Source organism: Microcoleus sp. A003_D6 (assembly GCF_036702825.1).
Classification (GTDB): domain Bacteria; phylum Cyanobacteriota; class Cyanobacteriia; order Cyanobacteriales; family Microcoleaceae; genus Microcoleus.
In genome coordinates, this window is sequence record NZ_JAUBWA010000044.1 from 34907 (window position 1) to 50605 (window position 15699).

Consider the following 15699-nt stretch of genomic DNA (forward strand, 5'->3'; position numbering starts at 1 on the left):
GTTCGATCGGGACTCGAAATATACAATTTAAATGCACAACAGCTTAACGGTTGAATTGAGTGGCAGAAAAACTTATCCCCAAAACCAAAATATCATAATTTGTCCTCTCCAATGATTTGTTGTGGCCCGATCGTTTCTCAATTCTTAACTTTTAAGCCGTAGGGTGTGTCGCCATCGACAATCCTTCATCAACAGCGACAATCTCATGGCGACGCACCTGTTTTTTTCCAGAGATGAGGAAACAAACCCAACATTTTGGTAAGGTGCGTCGCTACTCGAAAAGTCGATTTTTATTGACAGGTTTTTGCAAGGCGACGCACCCTACGGCTACAGCTTTGAGGTTAAGATGGCGACCTGTCCTCGATCGCAATATAAGGAGCACCGTGAGTCCCCGTATATATTTGAGTGGGGCGGTAAATGCGGTTTGTTTCTAGCTGTTCCTTCCAGTGGGCCAGCCAGCCGGCAACGCGGGCGATCGCAAAAACCGGCGTAAATAAGTCGATCGGAATTCCCATTTTTCGGTAAACCAGACCAGAATAGAAATCTACATTTGCATAAATTCCTTTGTGACCCAATTTCTCCTCAATCACTTCTTCCAACTTAACAGCAATGTCGTAATAATCATCGTGGCCGAAGTTCTCAAACAACTGTTCCGCTAACCTCTGAAGAATAGTTGCTCTCGGATCTTTCACCTTGTAAACTCGGTGACCGAAGCCCATAATTTTGTCCTTGTTTTCAACGCACTTCTCGACAAAAGGCCGCACGTTTTCTACCGAACCAATTTGCTGCAACATATCAATCACTTCTTCATTAGCTCCCCCGTGCAGCGGCCCCGCCAAAGTGCCAACTGCCGAAGCAATCACCCCATAAGGATCTGTCAGCGTCGAAGCTGTTACCATTGCCGAAAATGTAGAGGCATTAATTGTATGTTCGGCGTGGAGAGTTAGACAAGTGTCAAAAATGCTAGCTAACAGCGGATCTGGTTCTTGCTCGTTGAGCATATAAAGAAAGTTAGCCGAGTAGTTCAAGTCATCCCTCGGCCGCACCGGGTCATTTCCCCGTCGCATTTGCTGGAACGCCGCCACCATAGTCGGAATTTTGGCTAGCAGCCGCACGACAGCTTCTCGAATATATCCCTGGTTGGGCAGAGCTCTGCGGGAGTAGAACAAGCCCAGGGCGGCCGCTGAAGCTTGCAGGGCATCCATTGGATGTCCTCTTTCTGGAAAGCATTTCATCATGTCGCGGATGCGATATTTGATCCGGCGGTGATAGCGAATTTCATGCTCGAAAGCTTCTAGTTCTTCCCGAGTTGGAAGTACCCCCCAGATTAATAAATATGAAGTTTCCAGAAAGGAACTTTTCAGTGCCAGTTCCTCGATGCTAATCCCGCGATATTCCAGCAACCCTTTTTGTCCATCGACGTAGCTAATGCTGGACAAGGTGGCGGGAACACCTTCTAAACCTGGTTTGAATTCGCCGACGACCATTGCGATACCGTTTTGTGTGAGTTCAATCTACTAAAAGTACATTACCAGAAACCAAGATAGTGTCGCAGTCTTGACAAATAATCATTTAATTGCGCTTGGGAAACCGGGTTTTTCAACAGAGAGCCCGATCGCACCGCTGCCTATTGTCGCCCCTCAAACCCGGTTTCGGCGTCCGAGAATGCGAGTTTAAGAGGGCTGGCGCGTCCTGTTAATGTCGGGGCAATTTGCTGTTTCTAGCAGAGCAAAAACTTGGGCGGAGTCAGCCAGAACATTTGGCTGCGGCCCACTGGGGAGCCGGTTTCTGGGAGGATTAAGCCGATGATACCTGCTTTTTTGAGGATGAGGGCATCTTGCGATCGCCCCCAAAGCAAAGTTTCTGCCCAGTTGCCTAAATCTGGTTGGTGGCCAACCAGGGCCAAGCTGCGGCTGCCTGTTTCCTGCCACTGTCTGTACCACTCCAACCAGTTCCCGATGTCTCCTGATGGTGCGAGGGTGGCGGATTCTTCTATTTTGGAACTCAAACCGACTGTTTGCAGGATTTTGGCGGTTTGCCGGGCCCGCAGTAGGGGACTGGCGAGAATCAGGTCAAACTGAATTTCGAGTTCGTACAGCCGCTGGGCGATTTTCCGGGTTTTACGATCGCCCTCTTTAGTCAGCGGACGTTCTGAGTCTGTATCGTATTCTTCGGGTTCGGCTGCGATACCGTGACGGATCAGGTAAATAACCATATATAGCAGTGGACAGTTGACAGTGGACAGTTGACAGTTGCATAACGGGAATCAAACCATTGATGCAGTACGGGTATCGGCTCTATTCATGAAGTTATTTATAGCAGTTCGAGCGAAAAATGAGGTAAGCTGGTACGCATTTAAATTGGAAATTCGGGACAGGCTAGAAGCCCGTCCCACAAAAGTTTTATTGATTTTTGACACACAATTTAAATGTAGAACAGCTTATTGACCAATCAATCCCTCAATCTAAAATCTAAAATCTAAAATCTAAAATCTAAAATCTAAAATCTAAACCTGTACCTCACCTTTTTGAGAAAGGCTATACCTACCTTTTGCCTATTCTACAACTGCACTGTCATCTAGCGCCGTCATCTGGTTCGCGATTATGCAGCGATCGCGCCCTTGTCGTTTCGCATCGTACAATGCTCGATCGGCGAGGGCAACGAGTGCATCCGGTGATGTTTCCGCAGTGGGAATCACAGTTGCAATTCCCATACTCACAGTCACGATCGCGCTCACATCAGATTGCTCGTGAGGGATTGCCAAATCTCGGATTGCCTGTCGCATCGAATCAGCAACCGCGATCGCCCCAGCAGCATCCGTACTCGGCAGGATAGCAGCAAATTCTTCGCCCCCATAGCGCACAAACAAATCGGTAGAACGTTTAACAGCGGCTGCTGCGGCTTTGGCCACTTTCACCAAACAAGTATCCCCAGCTTGATGTCCGTAGCAATCGTTATATCGCTTGAAATAATCTACATCCAACATAATCAACGAAAGCTCTTGTTTTGCCTGCATCATTCGGTACCATTCCAACTGCAACCGCTCATCAAAACAGCGGCGGTTTGCTACTTGGGTTAACCCATCTGTCGTAGCAATTAATCTTTCTTGTTCCGCCCGGTGTCTGAGCATCTCCTCTGCCCGCTTGCGTTCTGTAATATCAGCAAAAGTCGTCACTACTGCATAAGGTTGAGACTGATTCATTTGGAACAGCGGTTGCGAATTAATCGAAATCCAAGTCAGCGTTTTATCCGATTTGTGAATGCCCATCACCACATTTGATAAGGGTTTTCCCGTCCGTAGGGTCATCATTGCCGGATCCTGTTCTCTGGGGAAGGGAGAGCCATCTTCTTGAACTGTTCGCCAGTCTAAATCTATGGATGTACGCCCCATCATTTGTTCGGGGGTCAGCCCTATAATCCTTTCTGCACTAGCATTACAGGTAGTAATTTGTCCGTTTGCTAGCTGAAGTATGACCCCTTCAGTCATGCTTGTAATCACAGAACGATACCGTTCCTCGCTTTCCTGCAATTGACTCAGGAGAATGTTTTTAGCATCAAACTCTGAAGCCAGATGCAGGCTGCTTGCCAGAAACCCAGCCATCAGTTGTAAGGTCTGAATATCTGACTCTGTAAAGGCACAGGGTGTAGCTGAAACAACTTTTAAGACCCCAACCCGATCGTCCTGATAGAACAAGGGAACAACCACCAGTGACCGGATACCAATGCGCTGACAGACAGACTGCTCCACCCGTGCATCGGTTTGCGAATCATCGCAAAGCATGATTTGGCCGGTCGCAATACATTTTCCCGATAAACTTGTCTTTACTTTGATCCGTAATCCAACATAGGCGCTGGCGATACCGCTGGCTGCCCGATACACCAACTCATCCCCTTCCAGCATTTCAATCACGGCCCCATCGGCACCGAGCGATTTTTGAGTTCGATCGGTAATCACCGCCATCACTGCATCCAAGTTAGGATTGGGGGTGGCGATTTCCTGTTGGGTGGCAATCACCACAGCCAGACGCTCGAACTCTTGTTGCAATGCTGCTTCTGCTTGCTTGCGATCGGTGATATTTTTCATAAAGCAGTGATGCCCGATCGATCGCTCTTGCGAGTCGTAGGCCGCCAACATCACCACCTGCTTGTAAAAGATCGAGCCATCTTTCCGGATACCCCGGGCCTCAACCTCCACTCGACCCTGGGCTAGCATTTTTTGATAAGCGGCCATCATCCTGTCGCAGTCTTCGGGATGAACTGTTTTCTGCCAATTCATACCAACCATTTCTTCAGGCTGATAACCTGCTATATTCGCGTAGGCTTGATTAACGGTGATGTACCGTCCGAAAATATCCAGCCGCGAGATGCCCTCAACTGCATTAGCAAGAGCTGTACTCAATTCTCTGAGTTCTGTTTCTGCCTGGACAAGATCCGTAATATCTTGGGATGTACCAAACAACCGAAGGACTTGTCCCTCTGCATTGAGTTCCGCCTGTCCTCTGGCTTCGGTATGGCGGATAGAACCATTCGGGCGCAAAACTTTGAGGCGCAATAGATAAGGCTCTCCGCGAGTCAGCGCTCGTTGAACTACCAGGTGTAGCTGTTTGGCACTTTCGGGATGGTAAAGCCGCAGGTTTTCTTCATAGGTAGGTTCGCCCAGGGCCCTGTCGCGTCCCAAAATCTCGAATAGTTCGGGAGACCAGGTAATTTTACCCGAGAGCGCGTCCCATTCCCAGCTACCGATGTGGGCAACGCGCTGGGCTTCTGACAACCGGGTTTCACTCTGTTGCAGGGCTGTTTCTGTTTGCTGGCGACGCTCGGTAATGTCCTTTTCGTTCACGACCAACATCGGGTTGCCTGTTACCGGGTCTTTGGTACACCGCACATCGATCCCGTGCCAGCGAATCCCCGCCAGAGTAATCACTTGAGCCTCCGTGCTAAATACCTCACCGTACCCTCGAACTGCCATTGCTCGCTCTCCTACGCGAGAGTCAACAAAGTGGCGCCCAAAAGCATTGTCTGTCGCAGAGTTAGGGTGCAGCGCATCCCCATAACAGCGCAAGGCCGCCGGGTTTTGCAGCAGTGGCACGCCTTGGAGGGTGTACAGCGAAACCATCAGCGTGGTGTGCCGGAGTGCCTCGCTCGATCGCAGGGTTTGCGCATCGATTTGATGAGTTTCCACCGTACCCTCCACCAGCATCGCCAAACGCCCGCTGTCAATCCTGATGCCAGAGAACCGACAGCCGACAGAAACAGGCTCACCGCCCGGGTAAAACGTCCACTGCTCGGACAAGGTTTTGCCTTGCTCAAACTGCTGCCGATAGCTCTGCAAGCGAATCCGAGTAGACTCTGAGACATCGCTAAAGTTGCGGCTCGCGAGTTCTTGCCGGCTGTTGGCATTCCACAGGTACAAGGATGCTTGGTTTGCCCACCACATTTGCAAATGCTCGATATCAAATATCCAGATCGGGTTTTGCAACAAGTCAAAGGCTTTGAGGTGGACAATATCCCCGCTCAGGGAACAGGCAAACTCTCGTTGTAGACAATTTTGAGGATTGACTTTGGGCGCGCTTTCTGTATTGGGATCAGTTTGATTTGGTTCTGTTTCGACTTCCGGCGGTAGATTTGCCCCCAGCACCGGGCGGTGAGATTCCAAGTGCCACATTCTCAACCCAATGTGCATTGCAACCTGTTGCAGGATCTGAACGTCGAGAGGTTCCCACTGACGCGGACTTCGGCATTGATGAGCAATCAACAGTCCCCAAAGCTTCGGAGATTGCTGCTGTTGGCCATCTAGCAAGATTGGCGCAACTAAATTTGCCTGAACCTGGATGCGCGAGAGCAATTCGACATCACAAGCTTGAATATCACCAGCGTGAATATCAGAAATGGCACTCGTTTGTCCCTGGCTGTAACGATCTACCCAGATAGCTTCAAAGCAAGGGTCATAAATCTGTTTTCCCAGGATTCGCTGCCACTCGGCACCAACGGATTCAGCCAATACTACACTATCCCCATGCGGTAGGAAGCGATAAATAATTACGCGATCGGTTTGCAGCAGCACCCTGGTTTCTTCTACCGCACATTGCAAAATTGTCTCCATATCCCCGAACTCGTTGAGTTGAATTGCAATTTCTGAAACTTTTTCTATAATTTTCTCTAATGACCAAGAGAAAGTCTGTTTTGTAGACATCTCCGTGTTCCTTTTTTTGTGAAGCTATTTTATACTATTCTAACCCAGAAAAATAAATATAATAATTTGTTTTAAATCGTAGCAACTGGTTGTTTTGTTTGGTAACTAAACCAACACTTTATGTGGAAAACAAGACTTTTTCAAATCCTACAATTTTAAATCATACAATTTCTTTTTTATGTGAGTTAGCCAATAATTTATATTTCCCCCTCTCTATTTGGCTTATTGTACGGCGCTTTTTTCTAAAAGGTTAGCTAAATTCTCCTGCACCAACTCGAACAATCTGTGATTTATTTAGCGAATTTATAGGGAAATATAAAAAAGCTAAACATATAAAATTGTTATAATTTAACAATTATGTAGTGAAGTGTAGTAAACTAGATAAAACTAAGTTAGCCCAGAAACTTGGGTTTTTACCAAAATACTTCATTGCATCCCTTGACAATAGTTAACAAAACGGTTTCTTGGGTATGTATTTTTGGGAAATTGGGAGAAAATTTATTATTGTTAGTCCTGGACGGAGTAATCATTTTTTTTAACCCCCTTACGTCGTTCAAACCCTCAATAAGAGTTAAAAAACCCGGTTGATGAGAGTTGGAGTGCCGGCAGGACTGATTGTCAAGTTAAGATTTTGCCCGGAATGAGAAAAAAACACGACAACACCTGGTAGCAACGGGAGGTCTAACCCAGTAGCATTCCCAGGCTGTTGCTGCAATCAAGACCGCACCTAAAAACTTCAGAGTTAATGATCGTAAACAGGATTGTCTTTAGGACTAATTAAATTCAGCAACTTTTGCTTGATCTGAGCATCGAATACTTCCCATTTCAGCCTTGCATAATCGCTATTCTCATTCCCGCCGGAAAGAAATCCCACCGGAATTTCAAAACCTCCCGCTTGACTTCTTCCACCTCCAAAAAAGCGTCCTTGAGCATCTTTACCGAAAGCTTCTTTAATAAATTCGTCGGGATCGAGAGTGAGTTTAGTAGTTCGCAGCGATCCAATTACTAATTCAATTTCCTCGTCTTTGTCGTGAACAATTGCGTAAACAACTGCTGTGTGTACGTTCTCTTCTGTTACTAAAAAGTCCGCCGCTTGGGGAATAGAATCCCGATCGTCATAGCGGAGGTAGCCGATGCCTGCGATCGAAAAATTGTTCTGGACGGTGCGGTGTTTGAGCGATCGCTCGATCGCGTCCATCACCCACTTAGAACGAGACGACTGCAACACCGCATTCAGCAACTGCGGGTCGTAAAACCTGCTCAAATAAGCCGCAGCTAAAAAGTCCTCCTCCTGAGCTTGTCTGAGGGCGTTCGTATCCGATCGCAAACCGTGCATCAAAGCTGTAGCGCACTTGATATGCAGACTGACGCTGGCGTCGAGAGTTAGGAGTCCAGCCTGTAAATACTCGGCAAAAATCGTGGCTGTAGCGCGGATTTGAGGGCGCAAATCAGTAAATTCTGCCTTCATTTCCCCCTGTAAATTGTGGTGGTCGATGACGGCGGCGATCGGAACTCCTGCCGCTAAAATAAACTCGGTTAAGTTACAAGTAGTCCCTTGGTTGTCGATGAAAGCGCAGCCCTGAAACACTGACAAATCCTTAGTTTTTACTGTTTCCAGCGTCCACCGCTGCAACGGCAACCCTGTCAATTTAACTAAGGCAATGTTTTCTTGGTGGCTGAGGGCGCCGGCGTAGATCATCTCGCATTGGATATCGTACTGTTCGGCGATTAATTTGTAAGTCCAAGCGCTTGAAAGTGCGTCGGGATCTGGAAAATCTTGCAGTAAGATTAACTGGCGAGTGCCTTTGTGCCGATCGAACATTTGGCGCAATTGCTCGACTTTGCGATCGTGCAATTCCTCGCGGAGACGGCCGCGATTCTCTTCGGAAGCAACTTCGGCTTTGGTGCGCCGTTTCCCAGGCGCACTCAATCCGGGTACAACCTCGCTGCTGGCTTCAAGTTCACCTTCGCGGTTGCCAGATGTTTCATCGGAATTGGTAGCGGAATGGTCTTTCATCGTTAAAAATTGGGTAGAAACCCCGTCCTTTTAGGACGGCTTTGTGTTACAATATAATTGGTCAATGACCCACCCGCGACGATGGAGACATAAACCCGCGTCTCCAAAGCTTGCAATGACTGCAACGGGGAAGAAAAATCGGTAGACCGGGAAAAGAGGACAGGGCAATGGGCAGTCCACCCCTAGAATCAAACAACAAAGGTTTTTGTTGGTATTCGACACATAAAACCGCAGGGCTTGCGGGGTTAGTCTGTGGAGCGAACGTAAGACCAAATCTCTTTGAGGGTGGAGGCAGTTGCGAAAGAGCGCAGAAATTCAAATCGTGAGGTTTGGGAATCCCCGTCCGCGACGGTCGGGGTGGATGTCAAGCAGAGAGTGTGCGTTGCCAAGAACGAAGCAATCTCAGAAATCAGAACTTCCGCAAAAAACCCCCGCGCTTGCTTGCGACAGGGGTTTTTAAAGGCCAATTACATATTTTTGCCATTCTTTGTGCATACCGCTCTTAACGTGTTTAGTCACTTCAAAATAAAGACCGCTGTGAGGCTTCCTCGGCGGATAGCGCAGCAGCATTCCCGCTTCTTTCGGCGTGCGACTGCCTTTATTGACATTGCAGCGCATACAAGCCGTAGCGAGGTTTTCCCAACTGTCGCCTCCTCCGCGCGATCGGGGAATCACGTGATCCAGCGTCAAATCATCCCCGGTATAACCGCAGTATTGACAAGAGTGCGCGTCCCGGTGCAAGATGTTCCGGCGGGTAAGCGGAATATCCTTATAGGGAACTCGGACGTAATGCCGCAGTCGGATCACAGTTGGTAGCGGGAAGTTTGGCGCAATAAATTTCCCGTTGTGTTCTACCTGTTCTGCTTTTCCTTTCAGCAACAAAACTACCGCCCTTCGCCAATTGGTGATGTTAAGGGGTTCGTAGGAGGCGTTCAGCACCAGAACATTGCCCATTGTTGATTATTAAAGAGAATATTTTTTCCGATGTTAGCACAGGTTCCAGTTTAGGTGGGGCGGGCTCAGGAAGAGCGAGGCGATCGCAAAAAACGGTGAAAAACCGCACCTTTACCCTATACCTTCGCGCCTGCACCCCCTGTGAGCTCACCTATTTTCTGCCTTCCGCGTGCGCCAGCATTTTTCCCTGAGTTTTGGCGATAATCAGGCCAGTGCGTGCGATCCTCTCCGAGGGCTTCGCTAACGGCAAAACTTTGCAGAATAAATTTTATTTTTTCCCTAAATGCCTAATCTTCCCGGCAAAAAGCAGTCTAACTTTTTAGAGTATTAGTAACCTTAAATGAAAAAGCTTATTACTGCTCATGAAATTTCGGCTCTTAAAGTCAGTTTTTAGCGCGTCAATTATTGCCCTTGCTGCTCAGATTTTAGCAAACAGTCCAGCCTTTGCCCAAACGCCTTCATTCTTCTGCGGCGCTGCTGGCGGCCGCCCAGCTACAATTGCTGTCCAACAAGGCAAAAATATTCCCGTTATTCTGTGGCTAGCTGATAACTATTTCAATGAATCGGGAGAAGACGCCATTACTCGGTGCACCCGAGTCTCGGGAATTCTCAATAACTCACAATCGCAAGGAAGCTGGGAGAATATTGTCACAGCAGGTGCATCTCCCACCGGTCAACTAATTATTTGTGCAGCTAATCCTCAAGACGGTTCCTGTAGATTATTATATCAATTACCCAAAGGGCAAAATCCCGAACAAGCCCGACAAGAACTCTTAAGAAGAGTCAAAAATCCTAATGTAAGTGTTTCGCCTGTCAAGGTAAATTGATAGATCGGACGGCGGTTGAAACCGCGTCTATAAAAACAAAACCCGCCGACGCGGGTTGAAGAACGGGCAGTGAATAATAAATTAGACGGCGGTTGAAACCGCGTCTATAAAAACAAAACCCGCCGACGCGGGTTGAAGAACGGGCAGTGAATAATAAATAGGTTCTTTTCTTCAGTCCGCGGAGGCGGACATCGTTTGTATAGGCGCGGTTTCAACCGCCGTCTACGTTACTTGCAGAGAGTTGAAACTCTTCTAAAATACTCCGGTTTACTGCTGAGAAAATTGCAGCTTTGCTTCAGCAATTCTTCCAAACCTTCAACCTGCCTCAACCAGACAGTGCCGTTGCTTCCAGCTACAGCAATTTGCCTTCCATCTCGACTCCAACCGACACTAACAACATTCTCCTCAAACTCAAATTGAGCAACCTGCCGACCCGCTAAATTCCACAGCCGCACCGTCTTGTCAATTCCCACTGTAGCAATTCGTTCTCCGTCGGGACTAAAACTAATTGATTTCGCATCTAAATGCAAGGTTTGAAATTCATTAACTAATTCTTTTTCTGACAGCTTCCACAGCCCGACTTTGCCGTTCAATGTTACTGTTGCAAAGCGATACTGCTGTTGAGATGGACTGAAACTAATCCCAATTGCCTGTACCGGCAGTATTTTTTTTAGTTGTCCCGACAAACTCCAAATTCGCACTGTAGATTTGCCATCTAAAGTCGTTAAAAAATCGCCCATAGGGCTAAAATTTACGCTTCTCACTAAACCGTTATGACCGGGGAGTTTCACGCTAGATAATATTAGTTTTGGCAGTTTTGACAAGTTCCAAATTGCAGCACTACTGTCTATTCCTGCCGCCGCTAACAAGTTTCCTTCGGGACTAAAACTAATGCTGGTGACAGATCCTTGAATTCCTTTCAATATAGAAATATTTTTTCCTGATAAATTCCATAATTTAACTGTGCTGTCCCTTCCTGCGGTCGCTAAAACTTTGCCGTCCGGGCTAAAGTTTACCATATTAACTGACTGCTGCAAAGCTTTCCACTCAGCAATTTTATTCCCGGAAAAGTTCCATATCCGAACTCTATCGTCTATTCCTGCGGTTGCTAAAATTTGTTTGTCCGGGCTAAAATTGACGCTGGTAACTGCACCTGTATGAGCTTGCAAAGTCATCTTTCTTGGCGAAACGGATGATGCTTTGATCGGCTGTTTTTCGCTAATTTTATCGAGAATTACTTGCAAGGCTAACAGCGGTCTAGTTGCCGGATATTGTTCTAGCTTTTGTTTGTTTTCAACCAAGCTTTTTAATCTTTTTCCAGAGGCGATCGCTCTCAGTAAAGCTTCTGATAAAGCTTCGGTGTTTTCTGTTTTTTGAGATACCGCCAAAAGTAAAGCATCGCTGCCATTTTGTTCGATTTCAATACTTGCTTGTGCTAGTTTAAACCGCTGGTAAGCGAGAGTTGAAAAGCCGATCGCCCCCACTAACGATGCTGCCAGTACCGCAGAACCGATGCCGATCCACTGTTTGGCTTTTTGTTTGGCAGAGTCAGCTTCACCCAAAGCTTTTGCAGCATCGCACACAGCTTTTTTGGTTTCTAGTGTAGCTGAATGCAGCAGTTGATTTTGGTCGCTCAAAATAACTTTTTGGCTGGCCGTCAAAAACTGAAAATCTTCGTTTCTCAAGCTTTTATCTGCCGCCCAAACTAATGCTGACTGCAAATCATCCCCTCGCAACAGTTGGGAATCATCTTCACAGCTAGAATTCAGCCAGAGTTTGATCGCTTCTGAGTAAGGTGAGAGTTTTTCTAATTTTTCTTCAATTAAGTCTTTGTTAAATACAGCTTCATAAATAGGATTAGAAATTGTTAATTTTTCCCGGTGCTTAACGATTAATCCGCTCAATCGCAATTCCATTTGTTCGCCACTACCATCGGGGACAATTTCAGCTTGTTCTAAAATTTGCTGATACAATCCGAGTCTCCTCACAATCCGCTGGTTTTCTCTGAAAAGCCGATCGCGAATTGTGGACAAATGTTCGGGCACATCTTGAGTTTCCCAATTCTCCACGATTTTTAATCGCACTACCTTCTCAACCCACTCTTTAGAAGTGCTAATTTTATCTTTCTCCCCCCCTTGCCGACGGGCGGCTGCATCTTCCTCCCCCCCTTGGCAAGGGGCGGCTGCATCTTCCTCCCCCCCTTGGCAAGGGGGGGCTGGGGGGGGTAAATTCGGGATTAATTGTGGATTTTCCAACAATAGTTTGCACAGCTTTTGAGTCAAAAAAGGCTGCCCGCCCGTCCAATACAAAACCTCTCTCAAAACTTCATTAGGGCTGTCTGTCAGCTCTACCAACCCCGCTGCTAGGGGTTGAGCTTCAGTTTCGTCAAAACCAGTTAATTCGATCGCCCTGCCGATATTAAAAGGCGTGTTGCTGGTGGCATTTTGCTCGCGGCACAAATCCGTCGGCGATGCTACGCCTAAGAGGGCCCAGGTTAGGCGATCGAACTCTGAATGGTTCGCGCGCTTGTTGTAGCACGATCGAATTAAGGCTAAAAAATCATCGGCGGGAAAATCTAGGGCGAGAATGCTGTCGATTTCGTCAATAAAAATGACAATATTGCTGGAAATGTTGGCTAACAGTACGGTTTCAATGAATTCGCTCAATCTTTGAACCGGAGTTAAAAAATTGCGATCGCGCCACCAAGTCCGCACGTTGACAATATCCGACAGGTTAAAATTATTTTCGAGAATGCGTAGCAAACCAGCATACCACTGTTCGGGAGTGACGCCGCGGTTGCCAATTTCCGAAATGTCGATCGCAGCACAAGCAATTCCTTCATTTCTCAGCCGCTGAATTGTCCGCACCTGCAAGCTAGATTTGCCCATTTGCCGGGAATTCAAAACATAACAAAATTCCCCGGCTTTCAATCCGTTATAAAAGTCGTCGTCGGCTTGCCTCTTCACATAATTGGGAGCGTTATTTGTGAGACTCCCACCGACTTGATAATAACTGGGTTTTGCGGTAAAATTCATAAATTCGTTCGGCGGTTGAAACCGCTACTATACAAACGAAGTCCGCCTTCGCGGACTGAAGAATCGAAGCGGTATAAAAGCACAATTTTGTATGATACATTGTACCATAATAAGTAAATTAACTTAATCAAACGTAAGATACAAAGGGCGAAACAGCTTGCTATACAACCATTATTCCTTCTGACTGACATCCGTTACATCCGTTACAGAATCCGCTGCCGAACTGCCTTCTATATACACCATGCAAACTGATTGGACTGGATATCACCGCGAAAAAGACAAGTTAAGAGCTGAAATTTGGTCTTTGCTGAAGCACCAAGCCGCATCTATTGGCGATCCGTTTGGTCATATTCCAAACTTTGTCGGTGCCCAGTTGGCTGCCGAAAGATTGGCAACTTTACCAATATGGCAACAAGCAAAAACCATTAAGTGCAATCCAGATTCGCCCCAAATTCCGGTGCGGATGCGGGCTTTGCAAGACGGAAAACGCCTGTATATAGCAGTACCGCGATTGACAGAACATAGGTGTTTTGTAGAGTTAACTGCTGAGGATTTGCAGAGGCAAAATATATCAATTGCCGAAAGTGCGTTAGCGAAGCCCTCGAAGAGGATCGCCAAAAAAGCAGTCACCTGCGGCCGGTTAGTGAGTTTTGAAGAAATGCAGCCAATAGATTTAGTAATAGTCGGCTGCGTAGCGGCGGCGCCGGGCGGTGGAAGAACCGGGAAAGGTGCAGGATTTGCTGATTTGGAATTGGCTATGTTGCAAGAATTCGGGTTAGTAGAAATCGACACGCCAATTGTGACAACAGTGCATCCTTTGCAGATAGTCGAAGATTTGCGTTTGCCAATGCAAGCTCACGATTGGGCGCTGAATTGGATTGTTACTGCCCAGGAGGTAATTGAGACTAATACAAATTATCGGCGTCCAAGTGGGTTAAACTGGGATAGTTTGCGATCGGAACAGTTGGAGCAAATTCCGATTTTGCGAAAGTTGAGAGAGCAAGATTAGATAACGAGTTTCTGTGCTAAACTTGTCTAAAGTTTACTATTGTAGAAGAATATGAAAGTTATTTTGGGCGACATCACAAAACTCGAAGTTGATGCGATCGTGAATGCTGCAAATACCAGTTTACTTGGGGGTGGCGGAGTAGATGGAGCAATACACAGAGCAGCAGGATCGCAACTTTATGATGAATGCCGATTACTTGGAGGATGTAAGACTGGAGATGCTAAACTAACTAAGGGATATAAATTGCCTGCACGCTTCGTCATCCACGCAGTAGGGCCAGTATGGCGGAAGGGTAATGATGGAGAACCGGAACTCTTAGCCGAGTGTTACCGTAAGTGTATGCAAATCGCCGCAGAGCGAGAGTTTGAGAGTTTGGCATTTCCTTGCATTAGCACCGGCATTTACAGCTTTCCTAAAGCTCTAGCAAGTGAGATTGCAGTGAAGGTATGCTCGGAATATATACAAAATAATGGTGGTTCTCAAGAAGTAATTTTTTGCTGTTTCGATCGAGAAAATTATGAAATATATGAGAGGATTCTATCTAAATACAACCGTAAAAAATCTCTCTAAAATTTCATCTAACACACCCTACAAGTTTAGAATTTATCTCAAATCCGTTACTATCGGAATTATTCATCTCTCTCTTCTCTTCCTCTGCGCCCTCTGCGGACTCTGCGGTTTAATCATTCAAAAACAACCGTAAACGATATTACTAATTTTATCTCAAGGTAAAAGAGAATTCACAGCGATCGCCCCAATTTCTATTCCTTCAATAATAAACGGTATAACAGCCGATCGCCCGAAATCTATCCTTTGACTGTAATCTGACGGCTCAACTTCCACAATCGGTTGAGAATACACCTCAACCAATCCTTCAACAAGATTCACAATCCCATAAATCGCAATTCCAGCGCGGGCATAAATCCGTTTTTTGACAGTGCGATCGCGCTGAAGCGTCGTATCGGATACTTCAACAATCAGGGCAATATCTTCGGCATCAGGATGGCGATCGAGATACTGTCGCGTATCCCCTCGAACAACCACTATATCAGGTTCTGGTTCGCTGTTAGATAGCGTTATCGGTTCTTGAGAATCGACATACCACCCCGCAGGTAAAATATTCTCTAAAGCTGTTCTGACCAGACGAGTTGTGACTCGATGCGGTGGATTTTTGGGCATTTTGAAAACCAGCCAACCTTCCAGCAATTCTACAGAGTCATCATCCGTGAGAATGCCAGCTTGAATTATCGCATGATACTGCTCGATGCTCAAGCGGAAAATCAGATCGTTCGGAATTGCTGCGACGCTTTCAACAGGCGACATAACAGTATGCGGGAGTTGATTTAGTTAGGATTTTACCTAGTTTTAACATATATTATCTACTTTGTGGTGAACACGCGCCATGCAATGAAAGCTGTAAAGGCTAGATAACCAAACACGGTTATCCAATCTAGCCAATTGTCGGAAGTTATCAAAAAAATATCGTTCACGGGCACCGTTTACCTGATTATTAATTACAGAAATCATACCAAATTTCGGTTAGTTATTCCCATCTATCTCTTCTGGAGACTTTGCGTACTCTGCGTCAATAAGCTGTTCGACATTTAAACCACTAACGAGGCCTGTAGGGTGCGTCAGCTAGAACACTTACTAAGCAAGGGAAA

General features: G+C 46.6%; 10 protein-coding genes. 3 read left to right on the top strand and 7 right to left on the bottom strand.

Features of this window, described 5'->3' with window-relative positions:
* Positions 1-341 precede the first annotated feature (341 nt).
* From QUB70_RS14245 to QUB70_RS14265, 5 genes are all read right to left on the bottom strand, one after another.
* The gene (locus tag QUB70_RS14245) at positions 342-1487 is read right to left on the bottom strand and encodes a citrate synthase (protein ID WP_332981226.1); all 1146 of its coding nucleotides are present in this window, start codon (positions 1485-1487) and stop codon (positions 342-344) included.
* Positions 1488-1720: 233 nt separating this feature from the next.
* Positions 1721-2215 (bottom strand): phosphohistidine phosphatase SixA, encoded by a 495-nt coding sequence (sixA, locus tag QUB70_RS14250; protein WP_332981228.1) that lies wholly within the window; start codon positions 2213-2215, stop codon positions 1721-1723.
* Positions 2216-2554: 339 nt separating this feature from the next.
* Positions 2555-6193, bottom strand: coding sequence for a diguanylate cyclase domain-containing protein (locus QUB70_RS14255; RefSeq protein WP_332981230.1), 3639 nt, complete (start codon positions 6191-6193; stop codon positions 2555-2557).
* A gap of 742 nt (positions 6194-6935) precedes the next feature.
* On the bottom strand, positions 6936-8210 hold the full coding sequence (locus tag QUB70_RS14260) for a DHH family phosphoesterase (RefSeq protein WP_332981232.1): 1275 nt from the start codon (positions 8208-8210) through the stop codon (positions 6936-6938).
* Between the two features lie 456 nt (positions 8211-8666).
* Positions 8667-9164 (bottom strand): HNH endonuclease, encoded by a 498-nt coding sequence (locus tag QUB70_RS14265; RefSeq protein WP_332981233.1) that lies wholly within the window; start codon positions 9162-9164, stop codon positions 8667-8669.
* A 362-nt stretch (positions 9165-9526) separates the two neighbouring features.
* On the opposite strand from QUB70_RS14265, the gene QUB70_RS14270 reads away from it, so the two are divergent.
* On the top strand, positions 9527-9991 hold the full coding sequence (locus QUB70_RS14270) for a COP23 domain-containing protein (protein ID WP_332981235.1): 465 nt from the start codon (positions 9527-9529) through the stop codon (positions 9989-9991).
* Between the two features lie 227 nt (positions 9992-10218).
* On the opposite strand, the gene QUB70_RS14275 is transcribed toward QUB70_RS14270, so the two are convergent.
* A complete protein-coding gene (locus tag QUB70_RS14275; protein ID WP_332981236.1) occupies positions 10219-13026 on the bottom strand; it encodes an AAA-like domain-containing protein in 2808 nt (935 codons plus the stop codon).
* A 241-nt stretch (positions 13027-13267) separates the two neighbouring features.
* On the opposite strand from QUB70_RS14275, the gene QUB70_RS14280 reads away from it, so the two are divergent.
* Both QUB70_RS14280 and QUB70_RS14285 read left to right on the top strand, forming a co-directional pair.
* Complete coding sequence (locus tag QUB70_RS14280; protein ID WP_332981239.1) at positions 13268-14035, top strand: 5-formyltetrahydrofolate cyclo-ligase; 768 nt, start codon at positions 13268-13270, stop codon at positions 14033-14035.
* A 51-nt stretch (positions 14036-14086) separates the two neighbouring features.
* Positions 14087-14605 carry an O-acetyl-ADP-ribose deacetylase gene (locus QUB70_RS14285; protein ID WP_332981242.1) on the top strand — a complete coding sequence of 173 codons (519 nt, stop codon included), beginning with the start codon at positions 14087-14089 and terminating at the stop codon, positions 14603-14605.
* Between the two features lie 153 nt (positions 14606-14758).
* Here QUB70_RS14285 and QUB70_RS14290 read toward each other — a convergent pair whose 3' ends face one another.
* On the bottom strand, positions 14759-15358 hold the full coding sequence (locus tag QUB70_RS14290; protein ID WP_332981245.1) for a Uma2 family endonuclease: 600 nt from the start codon (positions 15356-15358) through the stop codon (positions 14759-14761).
* Between the last annotated feature and the right edge of the window lie 341 nt (positions 15359-15699).

Excerpts from the sequence above, each read along its gene's own strand:
- QUB70_RS14280 (WP_332981239.1), top strand. The coding sequence starts at position 13,268 with ATGCAAACTGATTGGACTGGATATCACCGCGAAAAAGACAAGTTAAGA.
- QUB70_RS14275 (WP_332981236.1), bottom strand. The coding sequence starts at position 13,026 with ATGAATTTTACCGCAAAACCCAGTTATTATCAAGTCGGTGGGAGTCTC.
- QUB70_RS14270 (WP_332981235.1), top strand. The coding sequence starts at position 9,527 with ATGAAATTTCGGCTCTTAAAGTCAGTTTTTAGCGCGTCAATTATTGCC.
- QUB70_RS14290 (WP_332981245.1), bottom strand. The coding sequence starts at position 15,358 with ATGTCGCCTGTTGAAAGCGTCGCAGCAATTCCGAACGATCTGATTTTC.
- QUB70_RS14255 (WP_332981230.1), bottom strand. The coding sequence starts at position 6,193 with ATGTCTACAAAACAGACTTTCTCTTGGTCATTAGAGAAAATTATAGAA.
- sixA (WP_332981228.1), bottom strand. The coding sequence starts at position 2,215 with ATGGTTATTTACCTGATCCGTCACGGTATCGCAGCCGAACCCGAAGAA.
- QUB70_RS14245 (WP_332981226.1), bottom strand. The coding sequence starts at position 1,487 with ATGGTCGTCGGCGAATTCAAACCAGGTTTAGAAGGTGTTCCCGCCACC.
- QUB70_RS14265 (WP_332981233.1), bottom strand. The coding sequence starts at position 9,164 with ATGGGCAATGTTCTGGTGCTGAACGCCTCCTACGAACCCCTTAACATC.
- QUB70_RS14260 (WP_332981232.1), bottom strand. The coding sequence starts at position 8,210 with ATGAAAGACCATTCCGCTACCAATTCCGATGAAACATCTGGCAACCGC.
- QUB70_RS14285 (WP_332981242.1), top strand. The coding sequence starts at position 14,087 with ATGAAAGTTATTTTGGGCGACATCACAAAACTCGAAGTTGATGCGATC.